This window comes from Paraburkholderia sp. BL17N1 (assembly GCF_003634175.1).
Lineage (GTDB): Bacteria > Pseudomonadota > Gammaproteobacteria > Burkholderiales > Burkholderiaceae > Paraburkholderia.
The window spans coordinates 81,608-101,653 of record NZ_RBIW01000002.1 but is presented as its reverse complement, the minus strand read 5'-3'; the positions used below and the strand labels follow the sequence as shown (position 1 = coordinate 101,653).

Sequence of the window (20,046 nt, the reverse complement as noted above, 5' to 3'; positions counted from 1 at the left end):
ATGACAGATGGACTAACCGTAGGTTTGAAACGCGCGACGCAGTGGATCGTCGAGATGCGCGATGCCGTTGAAGCTCGATAGCTGAATCGCTTCGCGGTTGAAGAAGCAATGCGTGACGCTGCTGTTGCGGACCTGCATGTTGAGTTCGATGGCCATCGCAGCAGGGGCTTGCAAGATCTGCTGCATGAAAGCGCCTATCACGCCGCCCGAAGTGACCACCAGGACGCGTCGTGCGCCGCATTGCTGAATGGCCGCGCGCGCGGCGGCCACGCGCTTCTGGAACGCGCGCCATGTTTCGGGCACGCGATCGTCGAGGGCGCATTCACACCAGAGATGCAGGACCGCCCGCAATGCCTTGAAGAATTCACGCGGGCTGCGTTTCGCGGATTCGACGAGACGGAGATCTTTATCGCACAGGGCGCGAAAGAGGGCGTGAAAGTCGTATTCGTCGAGTCCGGGATGAATCTCGCATTCGACGTCTGCACCCGATGTGGCGAGGCGGATCGCGTCGAGCGTCTCGGCGTGACGCAGCAGCGAGCCGGTCATCACCCGATCGAATCGGATGCCGTTGCGCGCGAAATGCTCACCGAGCCAGATGCTCTGCTGTTTGCCGGTATCCGAGAGACGATCGTAGTCCTGGCTGCCCAGCGACGCCTGTCCGTGCCGCACCAGAAAGAGTTCTGCCATTGCTTCTTCCGCGATTCAAGTCGGTGGAAGCAGCTTAGGGGCGTCGCCGGTATTGATGAACTTTATTTTTTGAATGCGTGGTCATTCACGGTGGTGATGGATGATCGCATGAGCCGATCGATCCCGGGAACAGCACACGGGAAATACATCGGCGCTGTGCTCGGCGATGCGTGGGAAGTCTCGCCCGGTCGACTTCCACGCGCGGCGTTGCGTCTCGATCGGCGTATTCCGCGCACAGCGCCTCGGGAACTCGCGCGCGCTAGCACCGGCGCTTCGGTGACCGCACCCAATCGGTTGGGCGCAATTCAGTTGGTGTTTCCCCCTAGCTCATTCACCTTGATTGTAGGCCTATGCGCCGCTAATATTTGGCCGGTAAGACGTTATTTATAGGCCGACAATACGTAATATTGACAAGGGTGATTTGAAAGGGCAGCGGCCGCTGGCCGCAAGCTGGATGGCAATCATGCGGCGGCCTGCGCTGCGACCCGGTGCACTTATCGGGCGTTGAGCATGTGCGTGGTTGAACAGATCGGACATCGACACCCGATGTATTGCAAACGTTGTTGTCAAAGAGGAAGGAGGAGATTTCCATGCAAGTGACAGAGCAAATGAAGCGGGACTTGGCGCGTGACGGTGCCATCGTCGTCCGAGGTCTGTTCTCGCCGGAGCGGCTCAAGCGGATGCGGGAGGCTTTCGACTATGGGATCGCTCACCCGAGCCCGTTGCACGGCCTGGCCTATGAGGGGACGCCCTATGAGACCTTTAACGACTACGGCAACGTCGAGAACCGCGATGTGCACGTCGCGACGGTCAAGGAATTGGGACTCGATGAATTCGTGGCGTCTCTCTGGGACACTGAGAACCTGTGGTTTGTCGGAGAAGAACTGTTCATCAAGAAGGGCGGCAATGCCGGTCGGTCGCCGTGGCACCAGGACAACTCGTACGTGCCGGTGAGCGGGCCGCAGATGCTCAACATCTGGACCAGCTTCGAAAAGATTCCCCGGCATAACGCACTCGAATTCGTCCGCGGTTCGCACGCCGGTGTTCAGTACAACGGCACTTCCTACAACGATGCGAATGACCACACCGCGCCGCTGTGGATCGATTGCGAGTGGCCCCGGCTCCCCGATATCGAGGCCGACCGCGCCAAGGACCCGGCGGCGTGGGATGTCTTTACCTGGGATCTGGAGCCTGGCGATGCGCTGGTGTTTCATTCCGGCATGCTGCACGGCGGCGCTCCAGTGACCCCGGATTGCCCCGATCGCCACACGCTGGTCTACCGGTTCTACGGCGACAAGGTGTATTACCGGCCTCTGCCGACCCGCGGGTGCAACTTCCCTTATGACATCAGTGAACTCAACGATCCGTCGCTGGAACCGGGCGAACCGTACCGGTCGTCTTCTTGCACGCAGCTGCGATGACCCGCAGGACATCGAACCGGGCGCGACGATCATAATTTTCGATGCCGTGTTCGCACGGCACTTAACTTTATTCTGCCAGGGCGCGGTCGGAAACGTTCATGAACTGTCGCGATACGTACTTCCAGAACCGAATCGCGACAGCCTTGGCCGATACCGTCCGCGCGCTGGCGATGCGCCATGCTGCAGGGCCCATGCGCGGTTGACCGAACCTGGCGATCGCTCAACGAATCGCTGAACCGGACCCGCGCCACGCAGTTTCAGGTTGAACAGCAGAATTTTTCCTCGTGCGCGCCTTCGTCAGGAGTTTGCAGACGGGCTCGTTGTGTACCTCGAGGTCGCGAAAGCATCAATTCCTTTATCACTCTTTAGCAATCCGAATGGAATGCTTGTCGGCCAGCGGATGAACGATAGCGTCACACCAGTTTCGTAGACCCACGCATCGATGCGTCTTGCCGGCGATCTCCGAATCGTTGTCCACGTTCATGGATGTGGACAAGCCTCCTGCTTTCTCCAATCGCTTAAGAACATGCTTGACTCGCACACCCGGCAATGAGTTGTCAGCCTTGACAACCCAGAACTCGCGTGCTCGCGACTGCTTCGGTAACCGAATCAAATCGTTTTCGCGTCGTTCAGTCAGTGTTTCTCCCTAGCGTGACGACCTTGCTTATGGGCCGGGTCGCCGCTAATATTTGGCCATATAGACGTTATTTGTAGGCCGATGATACGTGGTTTGAGGCGGGCTTGCGAAAGGCGATGGCTGGAAAGGTGGCGGCCGCTCTGTTTCTCAACGAGATTTCAATTTGAAGGGTGGAGCAGCCGGTTTTGCACCCCCTGTTTTCGTCAATTCATCCAGGTAGAGAGGTTCACATCATGGCAGTGACCACGAAGCGTCAATCGATTGTTCCGCCGCCGTTTCAGGCGTTCTACGACGCGTACCACTTCTCGCCGGCGACACGCGTGGGCGACACGATCTGGGTCTCCGGTCAGGTCGGGGTCGACGCAGACGTAAAGCCCGCTGAAGGCATGCAGGCGCAGGCACAGATCGCGTTCGAGTGCCTGAAGCTCGTGCTCGAAGAAGCCGGTGCGAGCCTGGCTGACGTCGTTGAACTGACAACCTTCCACACTGATTTGCGCGGCGAATTGGAAGCGTTCACGACGATCAAGGATCAGTACTTCCCGAGCCGCTATCCGTCATGGACCGCCGTGGGTGTGACGCAGTTGGCCCTTCCCGGTCTGTGCGTCGAGATTCGCGCGGTGGCGGTGGCGGGGTCCGGCGAAGGCTGAGCGGTTCGGCCGCGACGCGTCAGGAATGAATCAGATACCACGTCTTACATATAAGAGTGAGATCGGAAGGAGAGTCATGATGAAAAAGCACACCATCGGAGCCTTGTCCGCCATTGCGGCCGCCTTTCTGCTGATGGCCGGAGCGGCCGTTGCGGACGACCTTACGCCCGAAGGCGGCGATCGGGCGGCGAGCAAGGATGGCGCGGTGCCGGCCTATACGGGCAAGCAGTCTGCGGAGCCTGGCTGGGAGTGGGGCAAGGTTCGCGGTGATTTCTGGAAGCACAAGAACGAGAAGCCGTTGTACTCGATTGACGCATCGAACGTCGATAAATACGCTGACCAGCTGACGCCGGGCCAGATTGCACTGCTCAAGCAGCAGAAGGGCTACCGGATGGATGTATATCCATCGCATCGCGAATGCCAGGTGCCAGACTTCGTTGCGCAGAACTCCAGGGAGAATCTCACGGCGGCAAAACTCGATTCAACGGGCGAGCAACTGCAGACCGCGGCGCTTCCGGGCGTCGCATTCCCGCAGCCGAAGAACGGGGCTGAAGCGATCCTGAACTACGAAACGCGATACCGGGGCGAAGGCATTGAATGGCCAACGGATCAAACTACCGTTTCGTCTCGCCCGGGTGGCGGCGAAGCGATCGATGTTGTCGGGCCGCAGGTGTACTACTTCCCGTCGGGCAAGGTTGGCAAGACCACCCCGCAGGACGTCGACCAGCTCAGCAACGCCATCTACTTCCAGATGAATTCGCCCGCGGCGCTGGCCGGACAGGCCTTCGTGCAGCGTCAGTATTTCGACAAGGACTCGGAAACCTACTACTACTTTCCCGGACAGCGACGGGTAAGACGCATGCCGGCCTACACGCACGACGCGCCGCTGATCGGCTTCGAGAACCAGTACCTGGTCGATGAATTCAACATGTTCAACGGCTCCATCGACCGCTTCAACTGGAAGCTGGCGGGCAAGAAGGAAATGATTGTCCCGTATGACGATTTCGGCATGTACAACTTCAAGGACAAGCTGCATGACGCCGCCACGCCCAATGGCCTCGCATCCGGGCACCGTCGCTACGAGGTGCACCGCGTCTGGGTGGTCGAGGCGACGCTCAAGCCGACGGCGCGTCACGCCGCGTCGAAGAAGGTCTTTTACCTGGACGAGGATAGCTGGCTCGCGCTTGTAGGCGAGGACTATGACGCGCAGGGCAAGCTCTGGAAGGTGCGCGAGAGCTATCCGATCCCGGTGTGGGAGCTGGGTGGCGCCTGCGACAACGAGGTCTGGGCACAGTACGACCTGACCAACGGACGTTACCTGGTCGATTCATCCACCTTCGGTCAGGGCAAAGACATCCACTGGTACCAGCAGATCAACGATCCGCGCTTCAAGGTTGACTTCTATTCGGCGGAGTCGCTGCGGTCGGTAAGCGAGCGCTGACGCTCGCTGGGAGGTCAGGGTCCGGCGCACGCGAATCGCGTGTGCCGGCTTGGAGGAGGACGGCAGGGCAGAACCATGAAAACGAAGATTATCGGCAGATATGTTGCGGTATCGCTGGCCATGTTCGGAGCGGCAGCGTCGAGCGCGTACGGTTACGAGTTCACGACAGGGATCAACGATCTCACGGGCTCGTGGGTGACCAACCTGACGGCAGGCGTGGCGATCCGGACCAAGAGCCCGAGCTGCTCGCTGACAGGCGATCCCAATTCCGGGGGGTGCGGCGCGGCGGCCAACACCAATCAATGGGGATTCGGCGACAACGGTGACCTGAATTACCGTAAAGGACAGGCCTTCAGTACCTACGTGAGCGCGACCAGCGAGCTGCTGATGAAGATGCCGAGCGCCGGTCTCAAGTTCATGATCCGCGGCACAGGGATGTACGACTTCCTCGCGAAAGACACAGCGAGAACGCCACTGTCGAGCACCGCATCGGCGCAGGTCGTCTACGATGCCCAATTGCTCGACCTGTGGGGCCAGAAAGATTTCACGATCGGCGGGCGGTCCGCTCACGTTCGGCTGGGCAATCAGGTGATCAACTGGGGCGAGAGCTTGTTCGCACAGGGCGGCATCAATACCACGAATTCGCTCGACATCCAGAAGCTGCTGGTACCGGGTTCGCAACTCAAGCAGGCGCTGCTTCCCGCGCCGATGGTCAGCTTCGCGGCCGATCTTTCGCATGGATTCAGTACTGAGGATTACTACCAGTTCAATTGGAACGGAAACCGCTATCCGCCCGTCGGGTCTTACTGGTCGACGACGAACAGCTTGGGCCGCGGCACGCAACCGCTCACGATCAGCACGGCTAACCTCAACGCGGCGGGTCCCAGTGCGGGGACGATTGCCGGGTCGAATAGCGGCAACCAGAATGTGCTCGACGGAATCAACAACGGTCTCGTCAATGGCGCATTCGCCGGGCCGCCCTTCTTTGATATCGGTCTTCCCGTCAACTGGCAGGCGCCGTCGAAGTACAAGCCGCAGTTCGGCTTCAAGTTTAACTATGCGCCGCGCTCCTTCGGAGCGAACTTCGCGTTCTACTACATCAACTACACGGACAAGTCCCCTGTGCTTTCGTCACTGGCCAACGGGACCGAGCAGTGGTCGTATCTGCAGAACCGGCAACTGTTCGGCGTCAGCGCGAATTTCGGGCTGGGCGACTGGGCGATCGGCACGGAGCTCTCGTACCGGCCTCATGACGCCGTGGCGCTGTCGAGTTGCTATGGCGCTGGTGGCCCGCTTGATCTGAACACCAATGGTGTGCCAGGTGTTAACTGCCAGCAGTGGACCGACATGAAGAAGTTTCAGTACGACATCAACGGCATCCTCGCCCTTACGCGCAGCGAGTATCCGTTCCTGAAGCTGATCGGCGCGGATTCAGCGACGCTGAGCGCGGAACTGACGTGGATCTACTACCCGGGCCTGAGGTCGAGCGGCATCACGCACACGATCAACGGACAGGGGGTGACGCAGGTGCCGCAGGCGGGCTACCTGCCGTGGCTGAACAACAACTCGGGTTTCGGCTATCCGATCGGCATGGCGCAGGGCACCTCGAGTTCCGTGGGCGCGACAGTCGACTTCAACTGGACTTACGACGGTACGCTGATTCACGGCTGGCAGGTTACGCCGGGCGTGACCTTCGCCGATAGCCTTTACGGGTACACGCCAACGCTCAGCGCGAACTACATGCAGGGCGCGAAGTCGTTGAACCTCTACGTGCTGTTCAACCAGAACCCGACCACCTGGCAGGCCGGCATCAACTACACGATGTTCTGGGGCGGCCATAACACCGTGGGGAATCCGTATTCGGACCGGAACTTCGTCGGGTTGTTCGTCACCCGGAACTTCTGACGGATCGATTGGCGACCGACGGCGCACCGCGTGCGTCGTCGGGAGATTTAAGGGGTAATGTCGTGTTGAAACGTCTAGTCAGCCGCCTGGAAAAGGCCTTCTTCGGCCATCGCGCGCTCGTGATCGGCGTGATCGGTCTGTTTACTGCTGTGATGGCGGTGTTTGCCGTGCAACTGCGGATGGATGCCGGCTTCGAAAAGCAGATGCCGATCGGCCATGAATACATCCGCACGTTCCAGAAATACCGGAACGATCTGCTTGGCGCGAACCGGATCACGGTCGTCGTGCGCGCGCGGCATGGCTCGATCTGGACGCCGCAAGGGTTGACGCGCCTGTACAAGGTCACCCAGGCCGTCATCTATCTGCCGAACGTCGATCGCGTCGGGGTGCGCTCACTATGGACACCGAACGCGTTCGTCAACGAAATCACCGACGAAGGTTTCCGTGCGGAACCGGTCATCTCGGGCAACGTCACGCCGGATCAGCTGACGCCGGAGATCGTCGCGAAGATCCGTCACGCGACGACGGCGGGCGGCTATATCGGCACACTCGTGTCGCACAACGAAGACAGCGCGATGATCACCGCCGAACTGAACGAGCGCGACGCGACCGGCAAGGTGCTCGACTACGTGGCGTTCAACCATACGCTCGAAGCGAAGATCCGCGCGTTCGAGGATGCCGGCTACGAAGTGCAGATCATCGGCTTCGCGAAGCAGATCGGTGACATCGCCGACGGGGCGACCGGCGTGCTGGGCTTCTGCGCGATCGCGCTGTTGCTGACCGCGCTCGCGGTCTACACGTATTGCCGCTCGGTGCGCCTGACGGTGCTGCTGATCGTCTGCTCGCTGTCGTCGCTGGTCTGGCAGTTCGGCACGCTGAAGCTGCTGGGTTTCGGGCTCGACCCGCTCGCGGTGCTGGTGCCGTTCCTGGTGTTCTCCATCGGGGTCTCGCACGGCGTGCAGCAGGTCAACTTCATCGTGCGGCAGATCGCACGCGGACATAGCTCGTTCGATGCGGCGCGCCATAGTTTCATCGGCCTGCTGATCCCGGGTGTGCTGGCGCTCGTCACCGCGTTCGTGTCGTTCATCACGCTGCTGCTGATCCCGATTCCGATGGTGCGCGAACTGGCGATCACCGCGTCGCTGGGCGTGGGATACAAGATCGTCACGAACCTTATCCTGCTGCCGGTCGCGGCGTCCTATTTCAACGTCACCCAGGCGTATGCCGAAAAGGCCCAGAAGCGTCAGGCGCGGCGCTCGGCGCTGCTGCGCCCGCTCGCGCGGGTGGCCCAGCCGAAGGTGGCGGAGGCGATGCTGGCCGTGACGCTGGTGGTGTTTGCGCTAGCGGTGTGGCAGAGCCGCGACCGCGTGATCGGCACGCTGCAGCCGGGCGCACCGGAGCTGCGCGAAGATGCGCGCTTCAACCGTGACGCGACGTCGATCGCCCGCAACTACGACATGGGTCTGGACTGGCTGACGGTGGCGGTCGAGTCGAACGGCAAGGCGTGCGACAACCCGGCGGTCGGTCAGTATGAAGACGAATTCTCGGCGGCGATGCGCACCGAGCCGGGCGTGGTGTCGGTGCAGTCGTACTCGGGACTGCTGCGCACCTACAACGCGGGCTACAACGAAGACTTCCCGAAGATGAACGTCGTGCCAATCGACGCCGAGAACTACGGCGCGGTGTCGGTCGATGTCCAGCGCATCAAGGGCTTCATGAAAGCGGACTGCAGCATGACCGCCGTCCACCTGTTCCTGACCGATCACAAGGCGACGACGATCAACCGGATCCTCGCCGACCTGAAGCAATACGCCGCGTCGCACCCGTTCCCCGGCGTCCACCTCCGCCTCGCGGCGGGCAACGCGGGCGTGCTCGCCGCCACCAACGACGAGGTAGAGAAGAGCGAACTGCCGATGATGCTGTACGTGTACGCGGCGATCGTCATTCTCGTGTTCGTGGCGTACCGCGACTGGCGCGCGATGGTGGCCTGCTGTGTGCCGCTGTCGGTGGCGACCTTCATCGGCTACTGGTTCATGAAGGAGCTCAGGATCGGTCTGACGGTGGCCACGCTGCCGGTGATGGTGCTGGCGGTGGGGATCGGCGTGGACTACGCGCTTTACATCTATAACCGGTTGCAGATGCACCTGGCCGATGGCGATCCGATGCTGACGGCGATGGAACGCGCGCTGGAGTTCGAGTGCGTGGCGACGATCTTCACGGCGATCACGCTGGCGGTCGGCGTCGCGACGTGGGGCTTTTCCGCGCTGAAGTTTCAGGCCGACATGGGCAAGCTGCTCGCGTTCATGTTCCTCGTGAATCTGGTGATGGCGATGACGGTGCTGCCGGCGCTGGCGTCGGTCCTCGAGCGCTGGTTTCCGCGCAGCAAGCCGGCGCATGCGCCCAGCGTGCTGATCCACTGACGTCGGCGCCCCAATTTCAGAGACATAGCCATGATCAAGACTCTTGTAGCCGGAATCGTGCTTGCCGCGGCGACGGTATACGCAGCCCCGTTGGCTTTGGCCGAACCCGACGGAACGATCGCAGCCTGGTCGGCGAAGCCGGCGCACGTGTGGGCGGCGCCGACCCACATGATGCTGATGGACGCGACACGCGCCGGGTCGCGGATCGTCGCGGTCGGCGAGCACGGCATCGTGCTGCTGTCCGACGACGACGGCAAGACCTGGCGGCAGGCGCGACGCGTGCCGGTGTCGGCGACGCTGTCGGCCGTGTCGTTCGCGGATGCGAAGCACGGCTGGGCCGTCGGCCAGTGGGGGGCGATTCTCGTGACCGACGACGGCGGCGACACGTGGGTCGCGCAGCGGCTCGATACGTCGGTCGACCAGCCGCTGTTCTCGGTGCTGTTCACCAGCGCGCGGGACGGCATTGCCGTCGGCCTGTGGTCGCTGATGCTGCAGACGCACGACGGCGGCAAGACGTGGGCACGCACGACGTTGCCGAAGCCGCCCGGCGGCGGCAAGGCCGACCGCAATCTCTATCACGTGTTTGCGGACTCCGCACACGCGCTCTACATCGTGTCCGAGCAAGGGATGGTGCTCAAGTCGGCCGATGCCGGCGCGAACTGGGCCTATCTGCCGACCGGCGGCAAGGGCACGTTGTGGTCGGGCGTTGCGATGCCGGATGGCCGGATCGTGGTCGGCGGCCTGCTCGGCAGCCTGTTCGAGAGTCGCGACGGCGGCACGACGTGGGCCGCGCTGAATACGGGCGCGCACAGCTCGATCACCGATCTGGTCGCGACCGGCGGCGGGCTGGTCGGCGTCGGGCTCGACGGGCTGACGTTCACGCAGCGCGTCGCGGGCGGCCCGGTCGATGTCGCGCAGCGCGCGGATCGCGCGACGCTCACCGCCGCGCTGATCGACGCGCGCGGGAAACCGATGTTGTTTTCGCAGGATGGTGTACTGACTGGGCTTTGAGCAGACTTTTGATTCTGGTCCAGACGCATCAGGCACCCTGGGCATACCTGAAGAGTGAAAAAGAAAATGAAGGACGACATAGCATCGAGTGCAATGCCGGAACACCAACCGGATGTACCGACCCGGCGCCAACTCCTGCGTATGGCGGCTGTGGGCGCCGCATCGCTGGTGGCTGGCAAGGTATCGATGGCTGAAGGTGCTGTCGCGGCACCGGCGGATCAAAGCATCCTGGACGTCGCCATCATCGGTGCCGGGCTGGCGGGGCTGACGGCCGCGCGTGACTTGAAGCGCGCCGGGTGCGAATCGTTCGTCGTGTTGGAGGCGCGCAACCGCGTTGGCGGACGCACGTACAACCATGACCTTGGAAACGGTGTGGTGTCGGAAGCCGGCGGTCAGTGGATCGGGCCCGGCCAGACGGCCATTGCCGATCTGGCACGCGAGCTTGAAGTCGATACCTTCCCGACTTTCTACGCGGGCAAGACCACGGTGCTGGCTGGTGATGTCAGGGTGGCGCAGGATTTTCACGGCGGCATCGGCACCGACGATGCGATCGGCGCGAAGCTCGGAGAACTCGCACGCGGCGTGCCTTCCGATGCACCGTGGGAAGCGAAGGATGCGGCCGAGCTCGACAAGCTGACATACGGTGACTGGTTGTTGAAACAAGGCTTGAAGTATGAGGATGGATACTTCATGGGCCTGGCCGCGAAGCTGACGACGGGCGGTGCCCCCGCACAGCTCGGGCTGCTGTTCTATCTGTCGATGATCAACAGCGCAAGCAACAGCCTGGACCAGCTCGAATCGACCAAGGGCGGCGCGCAGGAAACGCGCTTCGTCGGCGGCTCACAGATCCTCAGCATCAAGATGGCGAAGGGCCTGGGCGACAAGGTCCGACTGGCCAGCCCGGTACGCAAGATTGCCGGCTGGAATCGTGACGTTGTCGAGGTCCACACCGACCAGGGTGTGGTGCGCGCGCGCCGCGTCATCGTTGCGATGAATCCGGCGCTGTGCAACCAGGTCGTCTACGATCCCCCGTTGCCCGAAGGGCGCACGCAATTGCAGCGGCGCTGGCCGGCGAACGCGCCGATGCGCAAGACGGTGCACGTCTATGAGAGGCCGTTCTGGCGGGACGACGGCCTGAACGGCCAGATCTTCCAGGTCGGTGGCCCCGTTTCCATGGCCTATGACAACTCGCCTCCCGACCTGTCGGTTGGCATCATCAGCGCATTCGTGTCGCCGGCTTCGCTGCCAAGTCATGCCAAGGCGGCCGAGCAGATGCTGTCGGCGATTTACGCCAAGGCATTTGGAGGCAAGGCGCTGCAGCCGAAGCAGTTCCACGACCTGGACTGGGGCAAAGTCGATCCGTGGACGCTGCAATGCATTCATCCTTTGCCGCCCCGCTTCCTGACGACGTGGGGGAAGTTCCTTCATCCGTCGATCGGCAAGCTGATATGGTCGGGTACCGAGACGGCCGACATCTGGGCCGGCGCGATGGACGGTGCGGTGCGTTCCGGCCACCGGGCCGCGTTGCAAGCACTGGCGGCTCTGGCCCATCAAGGCGAGGTGGCGTAAATGCAGCGGACCTTATTCATGGTCGCCATCGTGGCAGTTGCGGCAGCGGTCGGCGCGGGCGTGCTCTACGGACGCGATTTGACGGATGGCATGCGCTATGAAAAGGCCATGTCCCAGATCGGCGAGGCCAGCAAGGCCAACGCCGGCCCGTGGCCGCAGCCGCAGGAGACTTGCTTCGTCTGTCACGGCCCACGGGGCCAGTCGCTCAACGCCTGGTACCCGGCGCTGTCGGGCCAGCCCAAGGCCTATATCGCAGCCCAGTTGCACGCGTTTGCCAATGACCAGCGGCCCAACCCGTACATGGGGCCGCTCGCGAAGGGCCTCACCGATGCGCAGATCGACGCATTCGCAACCTATTTCGCGCAGCAGACGCCAGCCCGAAACGAAGGTGTCCCGGCCGATGCAAAGCTCGAAAAGCGCGGGCTGGCGTTGGTCCAAGCCCGAAGTTGCCAGGCGTGCCACGGCGCGAACCTGATGGGCAAGGACTCGGCGGCGCGTTTGGCAGGACAGGGGCGAGACTATCTCGCGAAGCAGCTAGCGGAGTTCAAGGCGGGCGCACGCAAGGACCCGACCGCCGCCATGAACAGCATCGCTGCAACACTGTCGAGCGAAGACATTTCCGCAGTTGCCCACTACCTGGCCGGAGTGTCGCCGGTCCGGGAGGGCATCGCTGCTCGCTGATTTGCCGGGAGGGCCTGAGATGTTCACGCCTGGTACCCTGCGAGGGCGCCGCAGGCATGCCACCTGGATGGGGCGTTCCGCCAATCAATCGGATGCCGTGTCGCTTGTGGCAAGGTGTCCGCGTGCGATGCGAGGCGTGATCGCTATCATCAGATCCACTACGCGGTTCATGTTCACACCTTGGGCTTGCGAGCCAAACCTCAGAAGCGATGCACCATCCATCAGTGCTGCGATAAGTGTCGCGCGAGCGAGGCATTCGCGCGCGGTCGCCGACGAATCAATCTCACGGATGAGATCAGCGTAGCTTACCCGGTAGGCGGCATAGACGCCTCCCACGATTTCACGCGTGATGTCCGAATGCTGGGCTAGTGCAAACATCTCTGCCCAGAGTCGAAACACCGCAGGGTCTGCAGCTTCCGCAGCGACGGACGCGGCGATATCGCACAGACGTTCTAGCGCCGGTTTGCCACTCGGCTTGCCGACATCCGCGTAGTGGTCCAGATAAGCCTGCGTCAGCGCGCCAATGGTCGAGCGGAGCAGGTCATCGTGGGTCGGGAAATAGTTTTGGAGCGCGGACGGCAGGATGCCAAGCTCTCTGGCCACCCGCGCCAACGAGAAGCTCGCATAGCCTTCTGCCGCTAGCAGGTTGCCGGCGGTAGAGATGATCTCGTTGATCTTGGTTTCTCTACGCTTTCCCTGCGCCGTCGGTCGGTAATGGAAGGCGTCCTGAGCCGAGTGCTGCGCCCGCAGATCCAGCAACTCTGGCGGGAACCGCCCACCCTCCCCAAAGATGCTGCCCTGGGTATCGCCACTGCCGTGAGCGGCACGAACGAGCGCTTCGCTTTCCAGCATCTCTGTAGGCGCGCTCACCACCATTTTGATGGTGCGCTTCGTCACACGAACGAACTCGATATAGTCCTTTCCGAGGTAATCGCCGTGGGAGGCGAATATAGTCATGCCGTCGATCTGCGCGACGATCACAGCCGCACGCACCAGGCACTCTTCGCCGGTCAGCGTCGGATGGAGTTCTGACAATAACTTCGCAAGGATCCCTCGAAACCGCACCTGAACCTCGTGCAGCAGTTCAGTGGCATAGGCTTCACGTGAGGCGAACGCCATGAGTTCCACCATGAACTTCGGCAGATCGGTCTCGTTGATGGTCTGGAAAATATGGTTGATCAGCGCAGAGCAACGTTGCGCTGCACCGGTGCCCGGACGACTCGCGATCGCGGTGTAGTCCGCCATGACCTGGCTCATGTATGCCCGCAGCGCCGTGCTCAGCAATTCATCTTTCGTTCGAAAGTAGTACTGGAGATTTCCGTGTGTGATGCCCATGCGATCCGCCACGCGGCGTGTCGCGAATCCGGCATAGCCATCCTCCTGAAATACCTGGCGCGCAGTACCAAGGATCTCCCGGATACGCAGTTCCCGATTTCGTCGCGTTGACGGCTGCCTGGTTTCTTCGGAATGGTCAGGGTTGTTTTGCTTGACCGCGCCATTTTGCACTTTGGCTCTCCCATCACGTTAAAAGACAGTCCAAATTATAGGCCGATACGACGGAAGGGGGGAACGCCGCGCCGATTTTCCATGCCTGGGCGTGTCCATAGCGGTTACCTGAGAACAGCCGTTGACCACAGCCGGACTTCCTGCACGCCCCTCCGCCCACACCAGCCACGTACCGGACGCTTCGGCAGCCGCGCCACCCGTCTCCCGCAAAACGCGAAATTGCCTCGATGCGACATCTTTTGTGCCGCGTTTGGTCGGTGTTTTCCCTATCGCGATCACCTTGCTTGTAGGCCGTATCAACGTTAATATTGGGCCAACTAAATTCAGTTTGTAGGCCATAAAAACGTCGAGATGTGGTGGCGAAGGCAGAATGGGACGCATCGCTCGATCTGGAGATCGAGCAGACATGCCGCACCGGCTTCGACCGACTGACGCGCAGGGCAGCTTCCCGCATCGATTTGATTAACCCGATGTTCAACAACAGAGATATCAGGAGACAACCATGGCAAAGCACCCCGTCGTCGTCTATGGCGCAAGCGGTTACACCGGCATGTTGATCATGGACTGGCTGATCGATCAGAACATCCCGTTCACCGCGGTCGCGCGCAACGCAGGCCGGGCGAAGGAGATGATGGCGCAGCGTGTCGTGCGCCTCGAGTCGGCCAAATACGAAATCCTCGAAGTGGAACACAACGTGGATTCGCTCGCGAAGGCATTCAGCGGCGCAAAGGTTGTGTGCAACACCGTTGGTCCGTTCTTCAATTTTGGGCTGGTTGCGGTGGAGGCGGCACTCAAGGCAGGGTGCCATTACCTTGATACCACCGGCGAGCAGCACTTCATCCGCCAGGTGCGCGATCAGTTTGGCGAGCAGTTCCGTCAGGCCGGCTTGCTGGCGTCGCCGTCGAACGCGTACATGTACACGTTCGCTGAAATTGCGGCCGAACTGGCGCTCGAGACGCCGGGTGTCGATGCGTTGGAGACAGCGACCCTGGCGCGCGGACTGCGTGGCGCTGGTGCCGGCGTGAGCGTGGGCTCCGCCGCCACCATCTTCGAAAGCTATCGTCAGGAATCCTGCTATCTGTGGGAAAAGGAGCTGGTGCTGCACGAGAAGCACGCTTCGTTCTCCGTCGCCTCCCCCGATTTCCTGCAACCGGTATTCGCTCTGCCGTGGGGAGGCACTTCGCTGCCGGTGTACTTCCAGCACGATTCGCGCGTGCGCAGTTGCATCTCGAGCGTTGGCTTCTACGACAACAACGCGATGCGAATGGTCCATGAGCTCGGCCAAAAGTGGGATGCCGAGTACGCGCACCTGTCGCGCGAGCAGCAGGACACGGTGCTGGCTAAGCTCGTCGATTCGACTACGCCGATCATGCCGCCGCGCGAGCGCACGTCGTCTCACCGTACCGTTGACTTTGCAATTGGCCGGGGTCAGCTCGCTGCGGTGCGCGCGACCGTGCACGGGATCACGCCGTATATCTCGACGGGTGCTATCCAGGCCGCCGGCGCGATCAAGCTGATCGACGGCGATGCCGCCAAGGTCGGGTTCGCGTCCGGCTCGCAGGCGTTCGGGCATCGCTACCTGCTCGGCTTCCTTGAGCAGCGCGGCTTGGCGCGCGCCACGATCTCGCAGCTGTAGTTAAGTCGTCATGCGACTCTGACTTTAACGTCAGGCCGTAGCAGGACACACGAAGCACGCCCCGGATGCGATCTCGGGGCGGCACCGAAAATCAATTTCGACCCGTTTGCGGCAGGCATGTGTCGTTCCGTCATCGACCTGGTACGGCTCCAGAGGAATACAAAAATGGCAATCATTGATTTTTTCGACCGCGGGTGGCGCATCAACCCCCACGGCATCGCTTATATCCAGGGCGAGCGCAGCTTTTCGTTTCAGGAGATCGGCGAGCTTTCGTGCCGCATCGCCAACGGGCTGCTGGCTGCCGGGTTCGAAAAGGAAGCCAAGGCAGCGGTGTGGGCGGACAACGACGTAATGGGGTGGGGCTGCGCGCTCGGCATGTGGCGCGCCGGCATGGTGTACATCCCCGTCAACGGGCGCAACGCGGCGGCCGAGAACCAATACGTGCTGGACGCTTTCGACTGTGAAGCGCTGTTCTTCACCCAGGCATGTGCACCGATTCTGGAAGAACTGCGGTCCAGCCTGCCGAAGGTCAAGCTGTGGGTGTGCGTTGACGCTGAACTTCCGTGGGCACCGTCGCTCGCCACCTGGAGCGACGGTCACCTGACCACCATGCCGCGCGTGGAGTACGACATGGACGATATCGTCACGTTGTCGGCAACGGGTGGTACCACGGGTGCCCCGAAGGGCGTCATGAACACGCACCGTGCGTTCCAGACGTACTTCGCGCAATTCATGATCGCGTTCCCATATGGAACGCAGCGCCCGGTGAATCTTGCCGCTGCGCCCATGACGCATACCGCGGGGATGATGTCGCTGCCGTGTACCGCACGCGGAGGCACGGTGGTCGTGCTCTCGAAGCCGGATCCCGCGCTGCTGCTCGCCGCCATTGCCAGGCATCGCGTCACCGAGTTCTTTTTGCCTCCCACGGTTATCTATCGCCTGCTCGACATCCCCGGCATCGAGCAGCAGGACTTCTCGTCGCTCAAGTATTTCCTGTACGGCGCCGCACCGATGTCGGTGGAGAAGCTCAAGCGCGCCATCGAAGTATTCGGTCCGGTGATGGCCGGTGGTTACGGGCAGACCGAGGCCGCGGCATCGATCTCTAACATGGCGCCCGCCGAGCATTTCGTCGACGGCAAGATCGCGTCTGATGAACGGCTCTCGTCGGTGGGCCGACCGAACCCGCTGATCCGCGTCGAGATCATGAACGACCAGGGCGAGGCGCTGCCGCAAGGCGAGACCGGCGAAATCTGCGTGCGCGGTGACCTCATCATGAAGGGCTATTACAAGGCACCGGACAAGACCGCCGAGACCATCGTCGGCGGCTGGCTGCACACTGGCGACGTCGGCCATCTCGACGCCGAAGGCTACCTGCATATCACCGACCGCAAGAAGGACATGATCATCAGCGGCGGCTTCAACGTGTACCCGAGCGAGATCGAGCAGGTGATCTGGGCGCATCCGGCGGTGCAGGATTGCGCAGTGATCGGTGTGCCCGACGACAAGTGGGGCGAGGCGGTGAAGGCCGTCGTGGAGCTCAACGTGGGCCAGACGGTAAGCGCCGAGGAACTCGTTGCCTTGTGCAAGGAGAAGCTCGGTTCGGTCAAGGCGCCGAAGAGCGTGGACTTTGTCGGCGCACTGCCGCGCAGCACGATCGGCAAGGTGTTGAAGAAAGACTTGCGCGAGCAGTACTGGCAAGGTCAGCAACGCAAAATCTGAGACGAGCGATAGACGAATGAGCAACATCTACATTGCCGGCATCGCCATGACGGTGTTTGGCCGTCACCTCGAACGCACAATCGACGACCTCGCTGGCGACGCGCTGCGCGGTGCGCTGCAGGACGCAGGCTGCAACGCCGACGCGATCGGTGCGGCCTACTATGGCGGCATTACCAATGGTCCGTTGCAAGGTCAACTGTCGATTCCAGGACAGGTTGTGTTCAGCAAGATCGGTCTCGAAGGCATTCCGGTTTTCAACGTCGAGAACGCGTGTGCGTCCGGCAGCACCGCCGTGCACCTGGCTGCGCAAAGCCTGAAAGCGGGCGTATGCGATGTGGCATTGGCCATCGGCGCGGAAAAGATGAACGTGCCGGACAAGGCGAAATCCTTCGCGCTGTTCGAGGGCGGGTGGGACGTGTCGCGTGTCGAGGAAAACTTTGCTCACCTGATGAGGATGGGCGAGGGCGTTGAGCCGCCACCCGGCTCGGAATCAGACCGGCCCTACAGCCGCTTCATGTCGGTCTACGCGGCGATGTGCCGCTATCACATGAAGACCTACGGCACGACGCAGCGTCAGATCGCTGCGGTCTCGGCAAAGAACCACGGACACTCGGTGCACAACCCGCTTTCGCAATTCCGCAAGCCGTTCACGATCGACGAGGTACTCGCGGCGCCGCCGATCACCTATCCGATCACACTGCCGATGTGCGCGCCGGTGACGGACGGGGCTGCCGCGGCCATCCTCTGCACGGAAGAGGGCCTGCGCCGCATCGGTGCCGATCGCAAGCGTTGCATCCGGATCGCGGCAAGTGTGATCCGCAGCTTCACGCATCGGCGCATCGAAGAGCCGGAAAAACACATCGGTCGCTTGGCGGCGCTACAGGCATACGAGCAGGCCGGACTGGGCCCCGAGGACATGGATGTAGCCGAGGTCCACGATGCCTCGGCGATGGGCGAAATCATCCAGGCCGAAAACCTTGGGTTGGTCGCGCTCGGTCAAGGTGGCCCCGCTGCCGAACGAGGCGATTTCACGATCGGCGGACGTATGCCCATCAATACGTCCGGTGGTCTCGAATCGAAGGGCCATCCGATCGGCGCGACCGGTATCGGTCAACTCTATGAACTGGTCACGCAATTGCGTGGGGAGGCCGGTGCACGCCAGGTGCTCGGCGCGCGGCATGCGATTCAGGAAAACGGGGGAGGCTTCCAGGGAATCGAAGAAGCAGCGCTTGCCGTTCATATTTTGAGTAAAGATTGACGGAGCTTGAGATGACCAAGGGGCTCGATACCAAGCAGGCCGGTCAATCCGGACTGACGAGGCGTACTTTCGTAAAAGGTGCAGTAGCGACTGCCGTTGTCGTGCCGGCCGCCGCAGCCATGCAGAGTGCGCTCACGGCGCCGCGGGATGACGCCAAAGAAGTGGCCGACCTTGAAAAATATCGGGCGCTGGGCGGATGGGTCGAGAAGCCCGATGACATGCAATCCGCGCTTGAGGGCGATGTCAGCGCGGATGTGATCGTCGTGGGTGCTGGCTTCGCAGGCCTTTCCGCTGCACTGGAACTTGCCAGGCAGGGTGCGAAAGTGATTGTCCTCGAGCGTGAGTTTGCAGGCTTTGGCGCAAGCGGGCGCAATGCCGGCTACCTGGGCGGTGCTATTGCGCTTGAATACGATCTGTTCCTCAAGGATGTCGGCAAAGAACGCGCGCAGGAGATTGTCCGCTACTACGAAGACGCTGTCCCCTTCGTTGAAGGCAAGCTCAAGGAGCACGGCATCGACTGCGACTACAACCCGTCCGGGTTGATTCGCGCGGGCATTGATTCGTCACAGGAAAAAAAAGTACGCGAGGGCGTACAGGCGAGCGCGGAGTTTGGTGTCCAGTCAGCGTTTCTGGACGAGGCTCAGATGCGGGCACGGGGCATTCCCCCGGCGTTCCTGTTTGGTGAGTACACACCGCGCGGCGGCACGCTCCACCCGGGCAAGTATGTGATGGGTTTGCGGCGCGCAGCACTTCGGGCGGGTGTGAAGCTCTACGAGAACACGCCGCTGCTGTCCTATACGGAAGGGCCCCTGATTCAGGTGAAAACGCCGCACGGTAGCGCAAGTGCTCCAGTGCTGATGCTCGCCACGAACGCTTATACCCCGCAGCTCGGCCTGCTTGCGGACAAGGTGGTGCCCTTGCGGGTATCAGCCATGGAGACCGAACCGCTTTCCGCGGCACAACTGAAATCGTTGGGCTGGGCGCGACGCGAAGGCATCATGACTGCACATTGGGTCATGGAAAGCCATCGGGTGACAGCGCAAAACACGCTGCTGGTGACCACCAAGCGACTCAACTATCCGTACGGATCGAAGACGCCGAATGTACCTGACTACGATCAGTACCGTGAGCTGAGGATCGCCATGCGCGACCGTTTCCCGACCTTGAAAGACGTTGCGATGCGGGCGTGTTGGAGCGGCTATATCAGCTTCGCCAACGATGCGCTCCCGGTGGTCGGCACGACCGGAGCGAACCAGAACATTTACTACTCCGCCGGGTGTTCGGGGCATGGTGTGGCGGCCCAATCCATGGTCGGCCACATGATTGCCCAACGGATTCTCGGTACCGAGCCGCCGCTGCTCACGGCGGTGCGCCACGAGTCGCCCTCGACGCTTCCCGAACCATTTCGATGGTGTGCCATGAAAGGGGCGCTGGCTGGCGCGGCCATCATGGACGACTGGGTCAACAGTAAGGTGAGAGGCGCCAAGGCATAAAGGCAAGCGCTTTTT

The 20,046-nt window shown here is 61.8% G+C and carries 14 protein-coding genes; 12 read left to right on the top strand and 2 right to left on the bottom strand.

Annotated features, from left to right (window positions below; all coding sequences use genetic code 11):
- Positions 1-12 precede the first annotated feature (12 nt).
- Positions 13-687, bottom strand: a complete 675-nt coding sequence (locus B0G82_RS20335; protein WP_121308822.1) for a histidine phosphatase family protein — start codon at positions 685-687, stop codon at positions 13-15.
- A 590-nt stretch (positions 688-1,277) separates the two neighbouring features.
- Between B0G82_RS20335 and B0G82_RS20330 the strand changes: the two genes are divergently transcribed.
- From B0G82_RS20330 to B0G82_RS20295, 8 genes are all read left to right on the top strand, one after another.
- Positions 1,278-2,108 (top strand): phytanoyl-CoA dioxygenase family protein, encoded by an 831-nt coding sequence (locus tag B0G82_RS20330; RefSeq protein WP_116121050.1) that lies wholly within the window; start codon positions 1,278-1,280, stop codon positions 2,106-2,108.
- A gap of 870 nt (positions 2,109-2,978) precedes the next feature.
- Positions 2,979-3,392, top strand: a complete 414-nt coding sequence (locus B0G82_RS20325; RefSeq protein WP_121308821.1) for a RidA family protein — start codon at positions 2,979-2,981, stop codon at positions 3,390-3,392.
- 76 nt (positions 3,393-3,468) lie between these two features.
- A complete protein-coding gene (locus tag B0G82_RS20320) occupies positions 3,469-4,833 on the top strand; it encodes a DUF1329 domain-containing protein (RefSeq protein ID WP_106285751.1) in 1,365 nt (454 codons plus the stop codon).
- Positions 4,834-4,908: 75 nt separating this feature from the next.
- Entirely contained in the window at positions 4,909-6,738 is a 1,830-nt protein-coding gene (locus tag B0G82_RS20315; protein WP_121308820.1) for a DUF1302 domain-containing protein, read from the top strand.
- Positions 6,739-6,800: 62 nt separating this feature from the next.
- A complete protein-coding gene (locus B0G82_RS20310) occupies positions 6,801-9,158 on the top strand; it encodes an efflux RND transporter permease subunit (RefSeq protein WP_121308819.1) in 2,358 nt (785 codons plus the stop codon).
- Between the two features lie 30 nt (positions 9,159-9,188).
- Complete coding sequence (locus B0G82_RS20305; RefSeq protein ID WP_121308818.1) at positions 9,189-10,169, top strand: YCF48-related protein; 981 nt, start codon at positions 9,189-9,191, stop codon at positions 10,167-10,169.
- A gap of 66 nt (positions 10,170-10,235) precedes the next feature.
- A complete protein-coding gene (locus B0G82_RS20300) occupies positions 10,236-11,738 on the top strand; it encodes an FAD-dependent oxidoreductase (protein ID WP_241974753.1) in 1,503 nt (500 codons plus the stop codon).
- On the top strand, positions 11,739-12,419 hold the full coding sequence (locus B0G82_RS20295; RefSeq protein ID WP_121308817.1) for a c-type cytochrome: 681 nt from the start codon (positions 11,739-11,741) through the stop codon (positions 12,417-12,419).
- 84 nt (positions 12,420-12,503) lie between these two features.
- Here the strand turns inward: B0G82_RS20295 and B0G82_RS20290 are convergent, their stop codons facing one another.
- Positions 12,504-13,925 carry a TetR/AcrR family transcriptional regulator gene (locus tag B0G82_RS20290; RefSeq protein WP_116121061.1) on the bottom strand — a complete coding sequence of 474 codons (1,422 nt, stop codon included), beginning with the start codon at positions 13,923-13,925 and terminating at the stop codon, positions 12,504-12,506.
- A 502-nt stretch (positions 13,926-14,427) separates the two neighbouring features.
- On the opposite strand from B0G82_RS20290, the gene B0G82_RS20285 reads away from it, so the two are divergent.
- From B0G82_RS20285 to B0G82_RS20270, 4 genes are all read left to right on the top strand, one after another.
- On the top strand, positions 14,428-15,561 hold the full coding sequence (locus B0G82_RS20285; RefSeq protein WP_121308816.1) for a DUF5938 domain-containing protein: 1,134 nt from the start codon (positions 14,428-14,430) through the stop codon (positions 15,559-15,561).
- A gap of 165 nt (positions 15,562-15,726) precedes the next feature.
- Entirely contained in the window at positions 15,727-17,280 is a 1,554-nt protein-coding gene (locus B0G82_RS20280) for an AMP-binding protein (RefSeq protein WP_121308815.1), read from the top strand.
- Positions 17,281-17,296: 16 nt separating this feature from the next.
- Entirely contained in the window at positions 17,297-18,538 is a 1,242-nt protein-coding gene (locus B0G82_RS20275) for a thiolase family protein (protein ID WP_106285742.1), read from the top strand.
- A 119-nt stretch (positions 18,539-18,657) separates the two neighbouring features.
- On the top strand, positions 18,658-20,031 hold the full coding sequence (locus tag B0G82_RS20270; protein ID WP_241974984.1) for an FAD-binding oxidoreductase: 1,374 nt from the start codon (positions 18,658-18,660) through the stop codon (positions 20,029-20,031).
- Positions 20,032-20,046: the final 15 nt, after the last annotated feature.

Bases quoted from the DNA above. Each gene is read 5' to 3' on its own strand.
- B0G82_RS20320 (WP_106285751.1), top strand. From the start codon at position 3,469: ATGATGAAAAAGCACACCATCGGAGCCTTGTCCGCCATTGCGGCCGCC.
- B0G82_RS20270 (WP_241974984.1), top strand. From the start codon at position 18,658: ATGCAGAGTGCGCTCACGGCGCCGCGGGATGACGCCAAAGAAGTGGCC.
- B0G82_RS20280 (WP_121308815.1), top strand. From the start codon at position 15,727: ATGGCAATCATTGATTTTTTCGACCGCGGGTGGCGCATCAACCCCCAC.
- B0G82_RS20300 (WP_241974753.1), top strand. From the start codon at position 10,236: ATGAAGGACGACATAGCATCGAGTGCAATGCCGGAACACCAACCGGAT.
- B0G82_RS20285 (WP_121308816.1), top strand. From the start codon at position 14,428: ATGGCAAAGCACCCCGTCGTCGTCTATGGCGCAAGCGGTTACACCGGC.
- B0G82_RS20315 (WP_121308820.1), top strand. From the start codon at position 4,909: ATGAAAACGAAGATTATCGGCAGATATGTTGCGGTATCGCTGGCCATG.
- B0G82_RS20325 (WP_121308821.1), top strand. From the start codon at position 2,979: ATGGCAGTGACCACGAAGCGTCAATCGATTGTTCCGCCGCCGTTTCAG.
- B0G82_RS20305 (WP_121308818.1), top strand. From the start codon at position 9,189: ATGATCAAGACTCTTGTAGCCGGAATCGTGCTTGCCGCGGCGACGGTA.
- B0G82_RS20335 (WP_121308822.1), bottom strand. From the start codon at position 687: ATGGCAGAACTCTTTCTGGTGCGGCACGGACAGGCGTCGCTGGGCAGC.
- B0G82_RS20275 (WP_106285742.1), top strand. From the start codon at position 17,297: ATGAGCAACATCTACATTGCCGGCATCGCCATGACGGTGTTTGGCCGT.
- B0G82_RS20330 (WP_116121050.1), top strand. From the start codon at position 1,278: ATGCAAGTGACAGAGCAAATGAAGCGGGACTTGGCGCGTGACGGTGCC.
- B0G82_RS20295 (WP_121308817.1), top strand. From the start codon at position 11,739: ATGCAGCGGACCTTATTCATGGTCGCCATCGTGGCAGTTGCGGCAGCG.